Origin of the sequence: Kocuria gwangalliensis (assembly GCF_039544365.1) — a bacterium.
Lineage (GTDB): Bacteria > Actinomycetota > Actinomycetes > Actinomycetales > Micrococcaceae > Kocuria > Kocuria gwangalliensis.
In genome coordinates this window covers 95,731-115,273 of sequence record NZ_BAABLN010000001.1, presented here as the reverse complement: position 1 = coordinate 115,273, position 19,543 = coordinate 95,731, and the positions used below count along the sequence as shown (strand labels likewise).

The following is a 19,543-nucleotide window of genomic DNA, read 5'->3' as shown; positions in this document are numbered from 1 at the left end:
GTCATAGCTCGCGGTGATGCCACTGCACAGGCTCGAGTCATGCCGTGGAGGGGTGGGTCCGACTCCACAATTGAGAGCCCGGATGGTCCACTGAACGGGTGATCCGGCGACCGTAAGGGCATGACCCCTTCACCACACAGCTCCCCGAACGCGGCGGTGATTCCGCGGACGCGCAGAGCTCAGCGCACCGTCATCAACCGTGCGGCCGTCGATCGTCGCGGCTCCGGTGAACCGGTGTCTGGCCTGACCAGGACGATCCACCTTCTGAGCGCGGATCCGCAGCTCGTGGAATCCGTCGAGGCCGTGTGCGTGAGCTGTCGTGTTGAGTTGGTGGTCGCGGATACTTTCGTGGACACCAAGGATGCGGACACGTTACTGGTCGACGCGGCGTCGGCGGTGGAACGGGTACCCAGCGGGGCGATCATTGTCGCGCTGTCCTCGCAACAGGCAGCCTGGGAGCTCGCGGCGCGCAGCGCGGCCAGCGCCGTGGTTGTCCTCCCCGACGCCGCGGAGTGGCTCGCGGAGATGCTCTCCCGCCCCGATCACAATGCGGACGCGGTTGACCTCGGACGCGTCATCGGTGTGGTTGGTGCCGCCGGTGGGGTGGGGGCGTCAACGTTTGCGTGTTGGCTCGCCCAGGAATTCTCGGGGACCGGTGCGCCCACGGCGGTGGTTGATGCGGATCCCGGTGCGGCGGGTCTGGACCTGGTGCTGGGCACCGAGTCGGAGGAAGGGTTGCGGTGGCCAGAACTGCATCAGTTCTCCGGCACGGTGGCTGCGGACCAACTGTGGGCCGCGCTGCCGAGCACGGGACCCCTGCGTTACCTCTCCTGGGATCGCCAGGGCACCCACGCCACCACGGTTCCAGTGGGCACCGTGATTTATGCGCTGAGAAGTGCGGCGAGCTATCTGGTCGTTGACCTGAAAGCGGACCGTCTCGAGGAACAAGCTCGCTGGTGCTCCACCGTGCTGGTGCTCACACCGCGCACCGTCAGGGGAGTGTTGGCGGCCACGCTGGCGGTTCAGCGCTGCGGTGACATTCCCGTGATGACGGTCCTGACCGGGCTCAACGTGGCGGACGTGGATGCCGCTCTGGTGGAATCGGCCAGCGGAGCCGGATGTGCCGGGTCCCTGAGTTTCGACCCTCGCCTGCCGCAAGAGCTGGACAACGGTGCCGCGCTGCAGCGGGGCCAACGCTCCAAGCACGCCAAAGCCGTGCGCGCCATCGCCCGGAGGCTGGCGGTGGGCTCATGAACGGCACGGAACTGGATACCCGATTCCTGGAAGACGTCCGTAACCGCTTGCTGCAGGAAGGTGGTGCCCTCACCGACGCGCGGATTGCCCGCGCCATCCAGGACACCGGACGGGTGCTGGGCGCGGTGGGATCCATTAGGGCCGTGCAACACATCAGGGCCGAACTCACCGGGCTCGGTCCGTTGGAACCGCTCCTACCCACCACGGGTCTCAGCGACGTGTACGTCAACGGACACGAGAACGTCTTCATCGAGACCCTCGGGGGTGTGGAACGGGTCCCCTCGCCCTTCACTGTGGAGGCTGACGTCCGGGCCCTCGCGGTGCGTCTCATCACGGCCGCGGGGCGCCGGCTCGACGACGCCAACCCGTGCGTGGACGTTCAGACCGCCACCGGGCTCCGCGTTCATGCGGTGATCCCACCGGTCTCCACGACTGGCACATTGTTGTCCATCAGATTCCGTGCACCTCAGCGGTTGTCCCTGTCCGACCTGGTGCTCTGCGGCGCCATCCACCCGTTCATGGCGGACGTGCTGTGCTCGGCCATTAGAGCCGGGGCCAACCTCATGATCAGCGGAGCCACGGGATCCGGGAAAACCACGGTGCTCTCCGCGCTGCTGTCCCAGAGCCGCCCGTCGGAACGGCTGGTGCTCATTGAGGACGCCGCCGAGCTCGATCCCGATCATCCTCACGTGGTGGGGTTGCAGGCCCGCCACGACAACGTGGAAAACAGCGGCGCCGTCGACCTGGCGGAGCTGGTGCGGCAGGCCCTACGCATGCGCCCGGACCGCTTGGTGGTCGGGGAATGCCGCGGTGCCGAAGTACGTGAGCTCCTCACGGCGCTGAACACCGGTCACGCCGGTGCCGGGACCGTGCACGCGAACTCGGCGCAGGCGGTCCCTGCTCGATTGGCTGCACTGGGATCTTTGGCGGGTATGAGCCGAGAGGCCGTTGACCTGCAGGCGTTCAGCGCCCTCGATCTGATTGCCCATGTCAGCAGGGGAGCCCACGGGCGGCGACTGGAGACCCTGTGCACGCTCGAACTGTCGAGCGGGCGACTCAGCACCCAGACCGCCCTGGCCTGCGTCGATGGAGAACCGGTCAAGGGCCCGGGATGGCCACGTGTGGCGCAGTTGTTGTCACGCGCCACAACCCTCGTGAGCGCACCCGAAGCTGCACATACGGCCGCTGCGAGCCCGAGGGGTGCGTCATGATTTTTGCGCTGTCCGCGGGAACCCTGGTTGCCGCAGCCGGTCTGATCTGGGCCGGTGGGACCGGAAGAGGCATGCTCGTCAACCGCGGTGCCGCGGCCGCGAGAAGCGATGACAAAGCACGCGGGGGAGCACCTCCGGCCTTGAGGTCTTTCGTAACCCGGCGGTGGCGTCGAGACCGCGCGGCCGAAGCAGCCCAATGGGTCACGTTGATCCGGCGGCTGGCGGCTTTACTTCATGCCGGCCGCAGCCCGTCCCTCGTGTTCTCTCATGCTTCCCGCACAACCGCTCAGCCGCACGCCAATCCCACTGCGGGATGGATCGACCGGCTGTGCGGCGAGGTTCACGCAGCATCGGAACTCGGCGTTCCGGTATCGGTCACGCTGGGTCGCGTGGCCCACACCGCGCCGGACGTATCCGACCATGAACTGGCCCGTTGGGCCCGCTCCGCCAGCGTGCAGCTCGCCGCATGCTGGGAGATTTCCGAACGATCCGGCGCCTCACTGTCCAAGACCCTCCACGGTTTGGCCGACTCCGTGGAGTCCCAGATCGACGCCCAGGCAGCGCGGGAGAGCGCACTCGCCGGTCCCCGTGCCACGGTCCGAGTGCTGGCCTGGCTACCGGTACTCGCCCTCGGGCTCGGCATGCTCATGGGAACCGACCCGATCACCACTCTGATCACCACACCGTGGGGACGGATAGCTCTCGTCGCGGGAGCCGTGCTGACCGTTGCCGGTCGGTTGTGGACCCGTCAGCTCATGCGCCATGCCGAGGGGGTGGACGGGCCATGATGGGTGCTCTCAGCGCGGGCCTTTTGCTAGCCGCGGCGTTTTTCGTCTGGTCCTCGCCACGCTCGGTGGGGCCTTCCTTGGTCGGGGCTGCCGCCTCACGAGCGGGCACGTTCGACGACGCCGCTGCGGCACCCTTACCGAGCAATACTCCCGGGCTCCCGGCGGCGACACTGGTGGAGCTCACCGCCACGCAACTGGATGCCGGGCTACCCCTGGCAGAGGCCGTGTCGATCCTGGCCCACAGCACCGCGGGCTCCGGGTACCCGCAACTGCAGAGGGTCGCCGCTGCGCTTCGGTTGGGGCTGGACTGGGACACCGCGTGGTCCTCGGGTAACCGGTTGCCTCGAGCGTTACTGGATTACCGCGATGCGCTCGAATTCACGGCTACGTCCGGGGCGGCGTCGGCATCGGTCCTGCGAGGTCAGGCCGAGCAGGTGCGGCGCGCCCAGTTCCGCCGGGCAGAACGTGCCGCGGAGGCCCTGTCGGTTCGGCTGGTCCTGCCGCTGGGATTGTGTTGCTTGCCCGCCTTCATGTGCTGGGGCGTGCTGCCCGTGCTCATGAGCCTGTTGCCCAAGGTGTTCGGATCATGATCCGCGACCGCGCGCCGCCCGGGGCCGGCGACCACACGTTCGTTCAGCCACCACCACACACCTTTGAGTCACAGGAGAACCCCATGTCCACCAACATTGCTGCCACGTCCACCCCCGCCGCACCGACAACCATTGCGCCCGACGCCGTCCTGGAACCACCCGGCACGGACCTTGCCCTGGGCGCGGATCACCCCGACCTCGGGGCGTCCACCGCGGAGTACGCGGTGATCGTCCTGGCCGCCGCTGCCTTCGGCGGTGTGATGGCGGCCGTGCTGTCCTCGGACTCTGTCTCGGGACTGCTGCTCGGCATCATCCAGAAGGCGCTGTCGGTGTAATCCGATGGGACGCCCCCGTGGGGCGCGCCTCGACCATGAGGCGCGCCCCACGGGCCCACGTGAAGTCTCGGAAAGGTACCGATATGAGACCACAGCACAGTGCGCCCGCAAGCCCGTTATCTGGCTGCCGGCCCGGACACGGAACCCCGGAGCAGCGGGAAAGGGGAGCGGTTACCGTGGAAACCGCGGTCGTCATGCCCGCTCTCGTGCTCCTCCTCGCGGTCATGTTGGCCGCCGCCGCGGCGGGGATGACACTGGTCCGTTTCGAAGAGGCGGCTCGGGCCTCCGCGCGGGCGGCCGCTCGTGGCGAAACCGTGGCCGTGGCCCAGGACAGGGCGCGTGAGATCGCCGGCGAAGATTCCGCGGTGACCGTGGCTGCCGGGCCGGACCGTGTGACCGTGACCGTCAGTGGACCCGCGCCCGGGATCCTGGGCACATGGAGTGACTGGACGTTACAGGCGGACGCCATGGCCGTGACCGAAGGAGCGAGGAACGCAGATGTGGGCCCCTAGCCATCATTCGGTCGACCCGGATCTTTCTGGACCCGTGCTCGGTGGGTCTGTTGCGGACGGTCACCCGGACGAAGGTTCGGGAACCGTTCACGGCATGAGTATTGCCGTGCTCATGTGCGCATTGCTGATCGTGATCCTGCTGCTGGGTCAGGCCGGTATCTCGATGCACCGTGCCGCCAAAGCCGCGGACCTCGCGGCCTTGGCGGCGGCCGACACGGCCCGCGGGTTGGCCAGTGGCGTGCCATGCGATGTGGCACGTGCCGTGGCTGCGGAAAACGGTGCCGTCATGGATCACTGCGAGCTGGTCACGCGGGAACAAACCACGGTGGATGTCCGCACGAGCATTGCGTTATTCGGTCCGCTGGAGCCACTCGGCCCGGCCGTGGGTGTCTCACGCGCGGGCCCGCCGCCGGGAGAACCGTGACCCTTCGCGTGTTCCCGGGTGCTGTGCGCCTGTGATCACAGCCGTGTTGTTCGCCGGCACCATTATTGCGCAGCCGCCTCATCCGGGGCGAAGCCCAGCACCCCGTTCAACAACTTGAGCGCGCCGGCCTTGTCCAGCGGATTGTTGCGGTTTCCGCACTTGGGGGACTGCACGCAGGAGGGGCAGCCGGTATCGCATTCGCACGCGGCAATGGCGTCCCGGGTGGCCGTGATCCAGCGGTGGAACATGTCATAGCCGCGCTCGGCGAAGCCCGCTCCACCGGGGTGGCCGTCGTGGACGAAAATGGTGGGTAATTCGGTGTCCGCGTGCAGGGCCGTGGACAGGCCTCCCACGTCCCAGCGGTCGCACGAGGCCAGCAGCGGGAGCAACCCGATCATGGCGTGTTCGGCCGCGTGCAGGGAACCGGGAATGTCCGGCTCCTCGATCCCCATGACGGCCAACCGGGGCTGGTCCACGGTGAACCACGTGGCGGTTGTGGCCAACTGACGCGGCGGTAGCTCCAACGGTTCTTCACCCACCACCTCATTGGAGGCCGTGAGCTTTCGCTGGAAACCCATCACCTGGGTTGTCACGTCCACCCCGCCGCGGTGAATGGTGATGGGACCCCAGCGCTGGGTGTCGGCCACGGAGCGCACCCGAACCTCGGTGACGTCGCGGGCCACCGTATAAAAATCCGGGAACGCGTGCCGCACGGACGCCACGTTGAGTTCCTGGTCCAGATCCTCCACCAAGTACGTGCGGCCCTGGTGCACGTAGACCGCACCGGGGTGCGCCTGGTAGTGGGACTGGGGTGCACCCATGGTCCCCAGTACGGCACCGGTCTGCGAGTCCATGATCTGCACGGGCCCGCCGTCACCCGAACGAATGGAAATCATGTCGGCCGGGCGCTCGGATCGGCTCCAGAACCACCCGCTGGGGCGGCGCCTGAGGTGTCCCGACGCCTCCAGCGAGTGCACCACGTCATGCGCTGTGGGACCGAACAGGTGCAGCTCCGTGGCCCGCAGGGGGAGTTCGGCCGCCGCGGCACACAGATGCGGTGCCAGCACGTAGGGGTTGGAAGCCTCGAACACCGTGGCCTCCACGGGCACGTCAAAAATGGCCTCGGGGTGATTCACCAAGTAGGTGTCCAGCGGATCGTCTCCGGCGATCAACGCGGCCAGAGCGTGCTGGCCGGCACGCCCGGCGCGGCCGATCTGCTGAGTGAACGAGGCACGAGTGCCTGGCCACCCGGCGACCAGAACGGCGTCGAGCCCGGCGATGTCGATGCCCAGTTCCAGGGCGGAGGTACTGGCCACCCCGAGCAGCCGACCGTCCCGTAGGGCCTGTTCCAGCTCACGCCGTTCCTCGGGGAGGAAACCCGCGCGATAGGCAGCCACCCGGTGCGCGAGCGAGGGATCAACCTCTTCAAGTTGCCGACGGGCTGTCTGAGCAATGGTCTCCGCGCCCCGGCGTGACCGGATGAACGCGATCGTACGGATCTGCTGCAACACCAGATCGGTGAGCATGTCCGCGGATTCGGCGGTCACGGTGCGCCGGGAGGGCGCGTTGTTGTCCGATCCACCCGGTGATTGCTCCGGCTCCCACAACACGACCGTGCGCGAACCATGGGGAGAGGTGTCTCGTTCCACGGCGGTCACCTCGGCACACGGGACGCCGATCAGCCGCGCGAACGAGTCCTGCGGCGACGCGCTCGTCGCGGACGCACCGATAAAGATCGGTTCCGCGCCGTAATGGGCTGCAACCCGTTTGAGCCGCTTCATGAGCACGGCCACGTGAGAGCCGAACACCCCCCGATAGGAGTGGGCTTCGTCGATGATCACGTAGCGCAGCCGCCGGAGGAACCGCGACCACCCGGTGTGATTGGGCAGCACCCCGTGATGGAGCATGTCCGGGTTGCACAGGATCACGTCAGCGTGTTCGCGGATCCAGCGCCGCTCACCGGTGTCGGTGTCACCGTCGTAGGTGGCGGCGCGCACGCCCCCGAACCCCAGGGAACGTAGCGACGTCAACTGATCGGCGGCGAGCGCCTTGGTGGGCGATAAGTACAGCGCGGTGGCTTCCTCGGGGTGGTGCAGCAGCCCGGGACGCGACGCAATGGCGATTTTTCCACGGTGGACGGCGTTGAGAACCAGTGATTGATAAACCAGCGACTTTCCCGAGGCGGTCCCGGTGGCCACGATCGTGTGCCGCGGTGCGGTCATGGCGGCCACCTGGTGGGCGAAGGGCTCGTGGATGCCCAACCGCTCGTACGCCGCACGGACGTCCGGATGAATTCCCTCGGGCCACGGCGCGTACTCGGCCGCACGCGCGGGCAGCTCGCGGACATGACGGACCTGCTCGGGTCGCGGTCCGCGGCCGAGCAGATTGACCATGTCCTGGGAAGAACTCACGGGCCCATTCTCCCGCACGCGGCACCACGCATACTTCACTCACCGCGGCGCGCATGGAATTATGGGGGCATGAGCACACCGGAGCAGGGACACCCCATGAACATTGCCAAGGCGCACGACGATCAGGACGAGCCCAAGCAGCCGCCCATCCAGGAACTGTCCGAACAGCAGAGCTGGGATCTGCTCGAGCAGGCGCGGTTTGCCCGGTTGGCCACTCGCGACGGCGATGACATCGACATCACCCCGTTGAACATCGTGACCGATGGTGAGCGCCTCTACTTCCGTTCGGCCAAGGGCGCCAAGGTGCTTCAGCTACAGCTGAACCCCAGTGTGACCCTTGAGATTGATCGCGCCACCGGTTCCGAGGCCCACTCGGTGGTGGTGCGCGGCACCGCTCGGATGCTGACCGAGACCGAAGACATCGAGCGTGTCGAGTCGTTGGGACTGCGCCCGTGGCTCGAGACCGAGAAGCTCGAATTCGTGGAGATCACACCCACGCGCATCACCGGTCGCAAGTTCCGCCTGGGCCACTGAGTCTTGGCTGATTCTCCCGCCGCTGCCGCGCCGTTCAGCGCGGTGGTCGATTCCCCGTGCTCGAGGGAACCCCGGGCGGTCCTGGACCTCCACCGGGATCTGACCGAGATCAATTTCACCGTGGACGGGGTCACCGACCTGCTCGGTGATCGCGCCATGGACGCGTGGCTGCGCGAACAGCCGGTTCCGGCCCGCATGGCACTCCACCACGTGGGCGCCGACCAACCGCGGCTGGCCACCGTGATCGCGCTGTTCCTGCTCGGGGATCCCGTGCCCGCGGTGGCGGTCGACGCCGCCCTGCCGACCGTGGGTTCCTCGGGCCTTGCGCGCCTGGGACTGCTGGAGGACGGTGACGACGGTGCTGACGCAACCGTGCGCGCCTCCGTGGACCTGCGCCCCTATTCCACGGATGTGTCCGGCGAGCTGTACGTGGTCAGTGACCTGGGCGCTTTCCAACGTCCCGGCGTGCTGCGTCATGATCACGTGCTGGGCATCGGCGGCGCCTCCCTGACCCTGGTCCGCGCGACGGAAAGGCGGGATGTAGAAACCGCCCTGGACGTGGGAACCGGGTGCGGGATCCAGACCTTCCACTTGCTCTCCCACGCGCGCCACGTCACGGCCACGGACCTCTCGGACCGCGCGCTGGCCACCACGCGGTTCAACCTGCTGCTCAACGCCCAGGCCCTGGAGCTGGACCCGTTCGACCTGGAGGCTCGCGTTGCACTGCTGCACGGCAGTCTCCTGGAACCGGTGGCGGGCCGGACATTCGACCTGGTGGTCTCCAACCCGCCGTTCGTGATCACCCCGCGCCGCAGTCATGAAACGGCCGAGGACCGTTTCACCTACCGCGACGGCGGCAAGGCGGGCGACCGGCTCGTGTCCGAACTGATCACCGCACTGCCCACCGTGCTGGCACCCGGCGGATCCGCGCACCTGCTGGCCAACTGGGAAATCCCGGACGCACCGGACACGGACCCGAAAAAGATTTGGTCGGAGCGCGTCGAACAATGGTGCGCACCGGGTACGGGCGCGTGGGTCATTCAACGTGAGATCCAAGATGTGTGCGAATACGCGGAGACCTGGTTGCGAGATGCCTCGCAGCAGCGCGATCTCGACGCCTACGAAGCCGCCTACCGCGAGTACCTGGCAGACTTCGCCTCCCGCGGTGTGGGCGCCGTCGGTTTCGGCATGGTTCGGCTCGCGCAACCCGAACATCCCGGTCCCGACCACGGCACCCTGAGGATTTTTGAGCACATCGACCATCCCATCCAGCAACCCATTGCGGCGACCCTGGCTGCGGAGTGGCAGCGCACGGACGTCATGTTTCGCGCGGAGGCCGCGAGCGGCGTCGTCGTGCAGGGCGCGTGGCAGGACAAGCATTACGACGTCGCTCAGGACGTCACCGAGGAACGTCACGGTCGCCCCGGCGCGGAGGATCCGGCTTTGATCTTGCTGCGTCAGGGCGGGGGACTGCGGCGAACGGTGGTACTCAGCAGCGAGGCCGCAGGTTTCGCGGGGGTGTGCGACGGGGAACTCAGTGCGCGTCAGATCTTGACGGCCCTGGGGTCGTTACTGGGTTGGGAGGGTGGCCCGTCGGAGCAATTATTACGTGAAATTAGGGCGCTCATCACCCACGGCCTGTTGGTGGAAGTGTAAGACTGATGGCATGAGCACTGGCGAAACCTTCAATCCGATTCTGCCCCTCGACAGCACAGCGGTGTGGGAGCTCCTGGGAGAGCTCCCGTTCGGCCGACTGGCCGTGCAAGCCGCAGGCATCGTTGACATCTTCCCGGTCAACTATGTGGCGAAGGACCGTAAACTGTATTTCCGTACCGCGCAGGGCACCAAGCTGGCGAGCCTGGTGGTCAACAACCAGGTGGCCTTCGAAGTGGACCACGTGGTCGGGGATCATGTGCGCTCCGTGGTGGTACACGGCCGCGCTCGCCGGTTGGAGACCCAGGCGGAACGAGAGACTGCCGAACAGCTCCCGTTGAAGCCCTGGGCACCCACGTACAAGTACCACTTTGTGGTGATTGACGTTGACTCGGCCACCGGGCGAGAGTTCACCATGGCCACCGAGCCGGATCACGATCCGGCCTGAGCATCGAAACGCGTGGTAAAACCTTTCGTGTGAGACGGTGGTGACCACGGGGCATTCGTGCAGCCGCCAACCGGAAGGACCAGACCCGTTCGAATCCACGGGTCATGACGAGGAGTACCGTGCCAACTAAGGCCACCAAGAACGCTGAGACCGGCAAGAGCCTGCTGATTGTGGAGTCACCGTCCAAGGTGAAAACAATTGCGGGTTATCTCGGTGACGCCTACGAGGTCGAATCCTCGATGGGTCATATCCGGGACCTGCCGCAGCCTTCTGAGCTGCCCACGGACATGAAAAAGGGCCCGTACGGCAAGTTCGCGGTGGACGTGGAACACGGATTCGACCCGTATTACGTGGTCAACCCGGACAAGAAGAAAAAGGTCACCGAGCTGCGGCGCAAGCTCAAGGACGCCGACGCCCTCTACCTCGCAACCGATGGCGATCGCGAAGGCGAAGCCATTGCCTGGCACCTGATGCAGGTGCTCAAGCCCAAGGTCCCGGTGTACCGACTGACCTTTCCGGAAATCACCCGAGAAGCCATCGAGCGTGCGTTCGGGCAGCTGCGCGAACTCGACAAGGACCTCGTGGACGCCCAGGAGACCCGCCGCATCCTGGACCGGCTCTACGGCTACGAAATCTCCCCGGTGCTGTGGCGCAAGGTGTCCTCGGGCCTGTCCGCCGGCCGCGTGCAGTCGGTGGCCACCCGCCTGGTGGTGCAGCGTGAACGCGAGCGCATGGCGTTCGTCTCCGCCGATTACTGGGACCTCACCGGCACGTTCGCCCGTCCCGAGGGTCAGGACGCAGGCCGCGGGTTCACCGCTCGCCTGTCGTCCCTGAACTCCCAGCGCGTGGCCACGGGCAGGGACTTCTCCGATCGCGGCGAACTCAAGTCCGCCCGCGATGGTGGCATGGCTCATCTGGATGAGGTTGCGGCCACCGCGCTGGCCGCCGGCCTGCAGGACGCCGAGTTCACGGTTCGATCGCTGGAGACCAAGCCCTACACCCGCCGGCCTGCCGCGCCGTTCACCACCTCCACGCTGCAGCAGGAGGCTGCGCGTAAGCTGCGTTTCACCTCCCGCACCACCATGCGCGTGGCGCAGCGGCTGTACGAGAACGGCTACATCACGTACATGCGTACGGACTCCGTGGCACTGTCCGACCAGGCCATCAATGCCGCCCGCCGCCAGGCCAAGGAGCTCTACGGCGAGGACTTCGTGCCGGGCAAGCCCCGCGTGTACTCCTCCAAGTCGAAGAACGCGCAGGAAGCTCACGAGGCCGTGCGACCCGCGGGCGACTCGTTCCGCACCCCCTCGCAGGTTCGCTCGCAGTTGTCGGTGGACGAGTACAAGCTGTACGAATTGATTTGGAAACGCACCGTCGCGTCCCAGATGCAGGACGCCAAGGGTTCGACCGCAACGGTCAGGTTGGGTGCCTCGGCATCCTCGGCCGCCGGTGAGCTTTCGGGCGCCGACGCCGAGTTCTCGGCTTCCGGTACGGTCATCACCTTCCGTGGCTTCCTGGCCGCGTACGAGGAAGGCAAGGACGAGAATCCCGAAACCACCTCGGGTAAAGGCAAGGACGAGGACAAGCGGCTGCCGGTCATGGCCGAGGGCGATGCCCTGGACGCCACCGACGTCAGCGCGGACGGTCACACCACCACCCCGCCGGCCCGTTACACCGAGGCCTCGCTGGTGAAGACCTTGGACGAGCTGGGCATCGGTCGGCCGTCCACCTACGCGGCCACGATCTCCACGATCATGGACCGCGGGTACGTACAGGTGCGTGGATCCGCGCTGATCCCGTCGTGGCTGGCCTTCTCCGTGGTTCGGTTGTTGGAGGACCACTTCACGGACTACGTGGACTACGACTTCACGGCCGAGCTCGAAGATGACCTGGACCGCATTGCCCGCGGCGAGGAAGAACGGGTCAAGTGGTTGACCGGTTTCTACTTCGGAGACGGTCAGAAGGAACACGGCCTCAAGCCCATCGTGGAGGATTTGGGCGAGATCGACGCCCGCGCGGTGAACTCGATCCCCATCACGGACGAGATCACCCTGCGCGTGGGTAAGTTCGGGCCGTACTTGGAGGTGGCCGGAACGGTCGACCCGGAGACCGGGGAGATCACCGACCCGGTGCGCGCCAATGTTCCCCTGGACCTCGCCCCGGACGAGCTGGACGCCGCCAAGGCCCAGGAACTCATGGAAATCGGCAAGGCGGACGGCCGGGAGCTGGGGGTCGATCCGGATTCCGGTCGGATGATCGTGGCCAAGGACGGCCGCTACGGTCCCTACGTGACGGAGCTCGTCCCCGAGCCCACTCAGGACGAGCTCGACGCGATCCCCACCGAGTACTACAAGAACGGCAACCCCAAGCCCAAGAAGATCGAGAAGCCCAAGCCCCGCACGGCGTCCTTGTTCTCGTCCATGAGGCTGCAGGACGTGACCCTGGAGGACGCCCTCAAGCTGCTGTCGCTGCCGCGGGACCTGGGTGCGGACACTGACGGTGAGACCATCACCGTGCAGAACGGCCGCTACGGCCCGTACCTGAAAAAGGGCTCGGATTCCCGTTCGATCGGTTCCGAGGACCAGATCTTCACGATCACTCTGGAGGAGGCCAAGGCCATTTACTCCCAGCCCAAGCAGCGCGGCCGTCAAGCGGCCAAGCCACCGCTTGCGGATCTGGGCGCGGACCCCATCACCGAGAAGCACATGGTGATCAAGGATGGTCGTTTCGGTCCGTACATCACGGACGGTGAGACCAACGTGACAGTTCCCCGCGCGGAAAGCATTGAGCAAATGACCAATGCGCGCGCGTCCCAGTTGCTGGCCGAGAAGCGCGCCAAGGGCCCCGCCCCCAAGAAGACGACCACGCGCGCCCGCTCCACCAAGACCGACACGAAGTCCACAACCGCACCGAAGTCCAAGACCGCGAGTAAGGCCAAGGCGGGGACCAAGGCCAAGGCCACGACCACCCGCAAGGCATCAGCCAGCAAGAAGTAATCCACCGCGGGCCACGACCCGCGGTCGAGTAAAGGAACCACATGCGGCTCTCAGTCCTGGACGTTGGCTCCAACACGGTCCATTTGCTCCTGTTGGATGTGTATCCGGGGTCCAAGCCGGAACCGTACGCGTCCCACAAAATGGCCTTGCGGCTCGTGGAACACCAGGACGAGCAGGGGCGGATCACCGATCACGGGCGCGACCTGTTGACGGCCTTCGTGATCGAGGCACGAGACTTCGCGGTGGACCACGACGCCGAGGACCTGCTGGCCTTTGCCACATCTGCCATTCGCGAGGCCGCCAACGGCGCCGATGTGCTGGACCACGTGCAGTCCCGGTCGGGAGTCACCCTCACGGAGATCTCCGGCGATCAGGAATCCGCAATCACCTTTTACGCCGTCCGCCGCTGGTTCGGGTGGGGTGTCGGGCGCATCATGGACTTCGACATCGGCGGTGGCTCGTTCGAAATGGCCGTGGGCACCAACGCCCTACCCACCGTGGCCACCTCGGTCCCGCTGGGCGCCGGGCGGATGTACCGAACGTTCCTGGGCAGCAGCGACGCCGCCTCACCGGCAGACGTGAAGAAGTTGCGCAGGCATGTGCGCACCACGTTGAAGCCCGCGGTGGAGAAGGTCGAGAGGGGTGGCCGCCCGGACCTGGTCGTGGGGACGTCCAAGACGTTCCGGTCACTGGCGCGCATTTGCGGCGCGGCGCCGTCGGCCCAGGGACCCTACGTACCGCGCACCATGCATGCGGAAGACTTGCGGTTGTGGACCCGGCGGATGGAGGCCATGACCGTTTCCGAGCGCGCCCAACTGCCGGGTGTCTCCGAACATCGCGCGGCCCAGGTGCTCGCGGGCGCTATCGTGGCCGAAACCGCAATGGATATGCTCGACATCGGAACCCTGCGTATTTCCCCGTGGGCGTTGCGCGAAGGGCTCATTCTGCGCCGACTGGACCGGTTGACCACCGGGGCAGCGATCCACACCGTCAACCCCAAGAATTTGGTGGCCAAGTGATGTCCCAGAACGAGGATCCGTATCGTCCGCACGTGGCGCTGTCCACCAGCTCGCTCTACCCCAAGGGCGTGCCCGAGACGTTCGACGCCGCTCACCGCCTGGGTTACGACAGCGTGGAAGTGCTCGTCACCCACGAGCGCATGAGCCAGCTGACTCACCAACTCCTGAATCACATCCAGGAGTACCAGGTGCCCATCTCCACGATTCACGCGCCCACACTGTTGTTCACCCAGCAGGTCTGGGGCAAGGCCTGGACCAAGATTCAAATGGCCGCCAAACTCACCGAACAGGTGGGCGCCGAGGTGGTCGTGGTGCACCCGCCGTTCCGATGGCAGGCCAAGTACGCGCGCAATTTCGTGCAGGGTGTGCGCGAGGTGTCCCGGATGACGGGCATCAAGATCTCGGTCGAGAACATGTACCCGTGGCGTGTGGCGGGCCGCGAGGCAGTGGTGTATTCACCGCACTACAGCCCGCTGGGTCAGGACTACGACTGGGTCACCTGGGACTTCTCCCACGCGGCCACCGCACACATGGATTCCCTGGCGGCAGTGCAGGAACTGGGCTCCCGCCTGGGCCACGTGCACCTCACTGACGGCTCGGGGGAAACCATGGCGGATGAGCACCTGCTGCCCGGGCACGGAGTGCAGCCGGTGGCGCAGACACTGCAGTACCTGCGCGACACCCGCTGGCGGGGAGTGGTGGGTGTGGAGGTTTCCACCCGAAAAGCCAAAAATGCCGACGATCGGGACGCCTGGTTGTCCGAATCCTTGGCGTTCGCTCGCCGGCACATGGAGGAAACGGACTAGGGGACCGTTTCCTGGATATCCACTCGCACCAATTGAGGTGGGATCAGCCTAAGAGCCCAGGTGGGGAACGAGCAGGGCGCTGCCTGATGTTCCTCTGACAATCCTGGGCCGGGCTGGTCGGGAACGGTTCCGCCGCGTATTTTCCAGTCCTCCGCCGGCGCGATACGGTCGAGAGAGGCCCAGATTCGTCATTGAAAGGAGCACTCGCATGAGCGAGCTCGTCCTGTCTTTCCTCGGTACGGGATCCATGAACGGATCCATCCTGCGCGGAGTCCTGGCCGGTGGTACGCCCGCCGAACGCGTGCGCGCCACCACCAAGTCCGCGTCCTCGGCTCAGACCCTGAGCGAGGACACCGGTGTCACCGTGCTGTCCGGGGAGGAGAACGCGAGGGCCAACCTCGAGGCCGTCAAGGACGCGGACGTCGTGCTGCTGGGCGTGAAGCCCTACGCGATCCTGGACCTTGCGCGCGAGATCGCCCCGGTACTGCAGCCCGGGACCGTGGTGGCATCCGTGGCGGCCGGCATCACCCTGGACGCACTCGAGAAAGCGCTGCCCCAGGGGCAACCCGTGGTGCGCACCATGCCCAACATCCCCTCCAGCGTGGGCCGCGGCGTCATCTCGGTGACCCCCGGAACCCACACCACCCCGGACCAACTCAACGTCGTGAAGGAGGTGCTCTCCTCCGTGGCCACCGTGGTCGAGGTCGAGGAGCACCTGGTCCGAGCCGTCACCGGTGTCTCCGGGTCCGGGCCCGCGTACGTGTTCTACCTGGCCGAGGCCATGCAGCGGGCGGGCGAGGAGCTCGGGCTGCCCAGCGACGTCGCGCGCGTGCTGGCCAAGGAGACGGTCGCGGGCGCGGGGGTGCTGCTTAGCCCCGACGACGCCGATCCCGCCGCCCTGCGCAAAGCCGTCACGAGTCCCGGCGGCACCACCGAGAAGGCTCTCAACACGTTTGACGAACGCAGTCTCAAGGACGTGATCGCCGCCGGTGCGGCAGCCTCGGCAGAGCGCGGGGACGAGATGGAACAGGAGTACTGCGGGCACTGAGACCCGTCATCCAGCCGGTGCGGTGGATCGGGTCGGATCGACCGGCCGGGCTAGGGTCGCGCGGCAAAGCGCTCAATGAGGTCCACGTGGCCCGAGACGATCAGCAGGTCCCGCGACGTCACCATGGTTTCCGGGCGGGCGTACGTGAAGTCCTCACCGGGGGATTTAACACCCACCACGGTCACGCCGTACTTGGAGCGGATGTCCGATTCACCCAGCGTGAAGCCCTGGGTCTCACGGGGCGGGTACATCTTGACGATCGCGAAGTCGTCGTCGAATTCGATGTAGTCCAACAGCCGCCCGGACACCAGATGCGCGGTGCGGCGGCCGGCGTCGGCCTCCGGAAAAATCACGTGATGGGCGCCGATGCGCGCCAAGATCTTGCCGTGGGCGGGGGAGATGGCCTTGGCCCAAATCCGGTCGATGCCCAGGTCCACCAGGTTGGCGGTGATCAACACGGACGATTCAATGGACGTGCCCACACCCACGACCGCTGCGGTGAAATCGGTGGCGCCCACCTGACGTAGGGCGTCGATATCGGTGGCTTCCGCCTCCACCACGTGCGTCAGCTGCCCGGACATCTTCTGGACCAGGGTGGCGTCCCTTTCGACTCCCAGGACCTCATTGCCCTGTCGCACCAGTTGCAAGGCGGTGGCGGACCCGAAACGACCCAGACCGATCACCATGACCGGTGCGGAGTGGGATGAATTCTTAGCCAATGATGGGCCTTTCTTCCGGGTAGGAATACAACCGACGCCGTGAGCGCAGCGCGAGTGCCGTGGCCACCGTGTTGGTGCCGATACGGCCGATGAGCATGATGATCGCCAGAACATATTTTCCGGCATCGGGGGCGTCCGCGGAAACTCCCACGCTGAGTCCGCACGTCGCGTAGGCGGAAATGACCTCGAACAATACGTGGTCCAACGGGCGGCCGGTGAGCTCCACCAGGATCGCGGAACCGGTGAGCACCACGGTGGCGCCCATCATGATCACGGAGATGGCAATGCGCAGCACGGAATCGGGGATGGTGCGGAAGAACGCAATCACGGATTTGTCACCGCGCGCTTCGGCCAGGATTGCCAGGAACACCACGGCCAACGTGGTCACTTTGATGCCACCGGCGGTCGATGCCGAACCGCCACCCACGAACATCAAGGCGTCGGTGAGTAAGAGGGTCACCTGGGAGGTGTCGGTCATGTCCACCAGGTTGAAACCGCCCGAGCGCATCATCACGGACGCGAAAAAACCATGAAAAATGCGTTCGCTGACGGGTTTGGTACCGATTGTGGCGGTGTTGTCCCACTCGAAGCTCGAAAACAGGAGCCAGCCGACCAGCAACAGGATTCCGGTGGTCAACAGCGTCAGCTTGGCGTTGAGATTCCAGCGGGTGAACCGGAACCCTGCTTCGCGCAGCACCAGGATCACGGGGAAACCCAGCGAGCCGATGAACACGCCAATGCAAATGGGGAACAGGATCAGCCAGGAGTCCAACCCGGTGTGGTCGTAGGGCACCAGACCGTCACTGTGCGGAGTGAACCCGGCGTTGTTGAAGCTCGAGATCCCGTAGAACACCCCGTGCCACAGGGCGATATGAAGTGGTTCCCCGGCCACCAGGAAGCCCACGGTCAGCACCACCGTGAGGGCCGCCTCAATGGAAATCGATGTCACCACAATGATGCGCAGCAGCGAACCCACCTCGCCCAACCGCCCGATGTTGAGCGCCTCCTGGGTGATCAGTTTGGATTTGAGGCCCAGTTTCCGCCCGATGGCCAGGGCCAAGAGGGAGGTCATTGTCAGGGTGCCCAGACCGCCGATCTGGATCGCCACCAGGATGATCACCTGGCCGAACAGGGACCACTGATCCGCGGTGGACACCGTGGTCAATCCGGTCACGGTCACGGCGGAGGTTGCGGTGAATATGGCGTCCGCGGCGCCGGTGTTCTTCCCCGGAGCCGCCGAGACGGGCAACCACAACAACGTGGCAAAGGCCAGATCCACTATGACGAAGACCATGACCGCCAGCCTCGCGGGGGAGGAGTTGGCGATTCCGTCCACGAAATCCCGTACCCCGAGTGCCATCCGCGTGGGGAACGGGTCACGATTGGACGGGGGGTGCTCCGGGGCCGGATCGGCCTCTTCCAACTCGCTCACCGCACCTCCTCCAACGTCGCATTCCGATGTACTGATAGTGGGCCCGCGCACGAGCAGTCAGCACATTATTGCCCTAAATCCACCGTCACAGTGCGAACCACGGCCCAGTGAGGCGTGGTCAATGATCTAATGGTCGTGTGAGCCCCGCAACAAACGGTAAAGGTGCCGTGTACCCCACCAGTGTTTATTGGGATCCCCAGTTGCTCCAGTACAACTTCGGGGATTACCACCCCATGCGCCCGTCCCGCTTGGACGCCACCATGCGATTGGTGCAGCAACTGGGCCTGGACACCGCAGAGAATGTTCGGGTCGAGGTCCCAGAAGTTCCGGATGACCAGGTCCTCCAGCTGGCTCACACCGCGGACTACGTGAAATCGGTACATGAAGTGTCTGCCGATCCCACGAAAGAAATTCCGGAATGCGGGTTGGGGACCGAGGACACCCCCGCGTACGAAGGTATTCACGAATCCAGCGCCAGATTGGTGGGCGGCACCTACCAGGGGGCCGTGGACATCCTGGACGGCAGGGCCGTTCACGCCGTGAATTTTGGCGGCGGCATGCATCACGCCGCCAAGGACAAGGCCAGCGGGTTCTGCGTGTACAACGATTGCGCGGTGGCCATTCAGCACCTCCTGGACAACGGGGTGCAGCGTGTGGTCTACATCGATGTGGACGGCCATCACGGTGACGGCACCCAGTCGATCTTCTTCGAGGACCCTCGGGTCATGACCATTTCTCTGCACGAGACCGGGTTGTCGTTGTTTCCCGGAACGGGTTTCGCCAACGAGATCGGAGAGGGTCAGTGCGCAGGTACCTCGATCAACGTGGCCCTGCCCACGCGCGCGGACGACTCCCAGTGGTTGCGCGCGTTCGACGCCGTGGTGCCCCAGTTGGTGCGCGAGTTCCGTCCCGAAGTGATCGTGTCCCAGCATGGTTGCGATTCCCACTTCCAGGACGAGCTGACCCACCTGCGTGTAAGCATCGACGGGCAGCGGCAGATCGCCCTGGCAGTCTCCGATCTCGCGGACGAGATGTGCGAGGGCCGGTGGATCGCCACGGGTGGAGGCGGCTACGACTGCCACGACGCCGTGCCGCGCTCCTGGGCGCACCTGGTGGGTGTTTCCAGTGGTCATCCCGTAGCGGTGACCACGCCCGTTCCGCAGGAATGGCGCACGTACATGACCGAGAAATACGGCGGCCACGCACCCGAAATGATGGGTGACAACGTGGACCTGTGGTGGCGATCCTGGGAGATCGGATTCGACCCCAACGACGAGACCGACCGCTCCATCATGGCCACCCGCAAGGAAGTCTTCCCCCACTGGGGCCTGGACCCCTGGTACGACTGAGACTGATTGGGGCC

At 65.9% G+C, this 19,543-nt stretch carries 18 protein-coding genes; 15 read left to right on the top strand and 3 right to left on the bottom strand.

Annotated elements, in window-relative coordinates; genetic code table 11:
* Positions 1-120: 120 nt before the first annotated feature.
* From ssd to ABEA06_RS00475, 7 genes are all read left to right on the top strand, one after another.
* On the top strand, positions 121-1,254 hold the full coding sequence (gene ssd, locus ABEA06_RS00505) for a septum site-determining protein Ssd (protein WP_345310213.1): 1,134 nt from the start codon (positions 121-123) through the stop codon (positions 1,252-1,254).
* Positions 1,251-2,465 (top strand): TadA family conjugal transfer-associated ATPase, encoded by a 1,215-nt coding sequence (locus tag ABEA06_RS00500; protein ID WP_345310212.1) that lies wholly within the window; start codon positions 1,251-1,253, stop codon positions 2,463-2,465. Before ssd ends, ABEA06_RS00500 begins: the two co-directional genes overlap by 4 nt.
* A complete protein-coding gene (locus ABEA06_RS00495; RefSeq protein ID WP_345310211.1) occupies positions 2,462-3,253 on the top strand; it encodes a type II secretion system F family protein in 792 nt (263 codons plus the stop codon). The genes ABEA06_RS00500 and ABEA06_RS00495 overlap by 4 nt, the downstream gene beginning before the upstream one ends.
* Entirely contained in the window at positions 3,250-3,843 is a 594-nt protein-coding gene (locus ABEA06_RS00490) for a type II secretion system F family protein (RefSeq protein ID WP_345310210.1), read from the top strand. Before ABEA06_RS00495 ends, ABEA06_RS00490 begins: the two co-directional genes overlap by 4 nt.
* Before the next feature lie 83 nt (positions 3,844-3,926).
* Positions 3,927-4,178 (top strand): DUF4244 domain-containing protein, encoded by a 252-nt coding sequence (locus ABEA06_RS00485; protein ID WP_303381680.1) that lies wholly within the window; start codon positions 3,927-3,929, stop codon positions 4,176-4,178.
* 176 nt (positions 4,179-4,354) lie between these two features.
* Positions 4,355-4,690: a TadE family type IV pilus minor pilin gene (locus ABEA06_RS00480; RefSeq protein ID WP_345310209.1), complete on the top strand. Its 336-nt coding sequence runs from the start codon at positions 4,355-4,357 to the stop codon at positions 4,688-4,690.
* 34 nt (positions 4,691-4,724) lie between these two features.
* Positions 4,725-5,114 (top strand): Rv3654c family TadE-like protein, encoded by a 390-nt coding sequence (locus ABEA06_RS00475; RefSeq protein ID WP_345310299.1) that lies wholly within the window; start codon positions 4,725-4,727, stop codon positions 5,112-5,114.
* Between the two features lie 62 nt (positions 5,115-5,176).
* On the opposite strand, the gene ABEA06_RS00470 is transcribed toward ABEA06_RS00475, so the two are convergent.
* Positions 5,177-7,525: a DEAD/DEAH box helicase gene (locus ABEA06_RS00470; RefSeq protein WP_345310208.1), complete on the bottom strand. Its 2,349-nt coding sequence runs from the start codon at positions 7,523-7,525 to the stop codon at positions 5,177-5,179.
* A gap of 69 nt (positions 7,526-7,594) precedes the next feature.
* Here ABEA06_RS00470 and ABEA06_RS00465 point away from each other — a divergent pair, with 69 nt between their 5' ends.
* The 7 genes from ABEA06_RS00465 to proC all read left to right on the top strand — a co-directional run bounded on the left by ABEA06_RS00465 (position 7,595) and on the right by proC (position 16,029).
* Positions 7,595-8,059, top strand: a complete 465-nt coding sequence (locus ABEA06_RS00465) for a pyridoxamine 5'-phosphate oxidase family protein (RefSeq protein WP_345310207.1) — start codon at positions 7,595-7,597, stop codon at positions 8,057-8,059.
* A gap of 3 nt (positions 8,060-8,062) precedes the next feature.
* Positions 8,063-9,715, top strand: a complete 1,653-nt coding sequence (locus ABEA06_RS00460; RefSeq protein ID WP_312395006.1) for a DUF7059 domain-containing protein — start codon at positions 8,063-8,065, stop codon at positions 9,713-9,715.
* 10 nt (positions 9,716-9,725) lie between these two features.
* Entirely contained in the window at positions 9,726-10,160 is a 435-nt protein-coding gene (locus tag ABEA06_RS00455) for a pyridoxamine 5'-phosphate oxidase family protein (RefSeq protein WP_303381686.1), read from the top strand.
* 119 nt (positions 10,161-10,279) lie between these two features.
* A complete protein-coding gene (topA, locus tag ABEA06_RS00450; protein ID WP_345310206.1) occupies positions 10,280-13,156 on the top strand; it encodes a type I DNA topoisomerase in 2,877 nt (958 codons plus the stop codon).
* Positions 13,157-13,197: 41 nt separating this feature from the next.
* On the top strand, positions 13,198-14,175 hold the full coding sequence (locus tag ABEA06_RS00445; RefSeq protein ID WP_303381688.1) for a Ppx/GppA family phosphatase: 978 nt from the start codon (positions 13,198-13,200) through the stop codon (positions 14,173-14,175).
* Positions 14,175-14,981 (top strand): sugar phosphate isomerase/epimerase family protein, encoded by an 807-nt coding sequence (locus ABEA06_RS00440; protein ID WP_345310205.1) that lies wholly within the window; start codon positions 14,175-14,177, stop codon positions 14,979-14,981. The genes ABEA06_RS00445 and ABEA06_RS00440 overlap by 1 nt, the downstream gene beginning before the upstream one ends.
* Before the next feature lie 208 nt (positions 14,982-15,189).
* Positions 15,190-16,029 carry a pyrroline-5-carboxylate reductase gene (proC, locus tag ABEA06_RS00435; RefSeq protein WP_345310204.1) on the top strand — a complete coding sequence of 280 codons (840 nt, stop codon included), beginning with the start codon at positions 15,190-15,192 and terminating at the stop codon, positions 16,027-16,029.
* 50 nt (positions 16,030-16,079) lie between these two features.
* Here the strand turns inward: proC and ABEA06_RS00430 are convergent, their stop codons facing one another.
* The gene (locus tag ABEA06_RS00430) at positions 16,080-16,748 is read right to left on the bottom strand and encodes a potassium channel family protein (RefSeq protein WP_303381691.1); all 669 of its coding nucleotides are present in this window, start codon (positions 16,746-16,748) and stop codon (positions 16,080-16,082) included.
* The gene (locus ABEA06_RS00425; protein WP_303381692.1) at positions 16,741-18,180 is read right to left on the bottom strand and encodes a TrkH family potassium uptake protein; all 1,440 of its coding nucleotides are present in this window, start codon (positions 18,178-18,180) and stop codon (positions 16,741-16,743) included. The genes ABEA06_RS00430 and ABEA06_RS00425 overlap by 8 nt, the downstream gene beginning before the upstream one ends.
* 137 nt (positions 18,181-18,317) lie before the next feature.
* Here ABEA06_RS00425 and ABEA06_RS00420 point away from each other — a divergent pair, with 137 nt between their 5' ends.
* On the top strand, positions 18,318-19,529 hold the full coding sequence (locus ABEA06_RS00420; protein ID WP_345310203.1) for an acetoin utilization protein AcuC: 1,212 nt from the start codon (positions 18,318-18,320) through the stop codon (positions 19,527-19,529).
* The last annotated feature ends 14 nt before the right edge of the window (positions 19,530-19,543 follow it).

Bases quoted from the DNA above. Each gene is read 5' to 3' on its own strand.
- proC (WP_345310204.1), top strand. From the start codon at position 15,190: ATGAGCGAGCTCGTCCTGTCTTTCCTCGGTACGGGATCCATGAACGGA.
- ABEA06_RS00440 (WP_345310205.1), top strand. From the start codon at position 14,175: ATGTCCCAGAACGAGGATCCGTATCGTCCGCACGTGGCGCTGTCCACC.
- ABEA06_RS00455 (WP_303381686.1), top strand. From the start codon at position 9,726: ATGAGCACTGGCGAAACCTTCAATCCGATTCTGCCCCTCGACAGCACA.
- ABEA06_RS00500 (WP_345310212.1), top strand. From the start codon at position 1,251: ATGAACGGCACGGAACTGGATACCCGATTCCTGGAAGACGTCCGTAAC.
- ABEA06_RS00490 (WP_345310210.1), top strand. From the start codon at position 3,250: ATGATGGGTGCTCTCAGCGCGGGCCTTTTGCTAGCCGCGGCGTTTTTC.
- ABEA06_RS00495 (WP_345310211.1), top strand. From the start codon at position 2,462: ATGATTTTTGCGCTGTCCGCGGGAACCCTGGTTGCCGCAGCCGGTCTG.
- ABEA06_RS00445 (WP_303381688.1), top strand. From the start codon at position 13,198: ATGCGGCTCTCAGTCCTGGACGTTGGCTCCAACACGGTCCATTTGCTC.
- ABEA06_RS00485 (WP_303381680.1), top strand. From the start codon at position 3,927: ATGTCCACCAACATTGCTGCCACGTCCACCCCCGCCGCACCGACAACC.
- ssd (WP_345310213.1), top strand. From the start codon at position 121: ATGACCCCTTCACCACACAGCTCCCCGAACGCGGCGGTGATTCCGCGG.
- ABEA06_RS00465 (WP_345310207.1), top strand. From the start codon at position 7,595: ATGAGCACACCGGAGCAGGGACACCCCATGAACATTGCCAAGGCGCAC.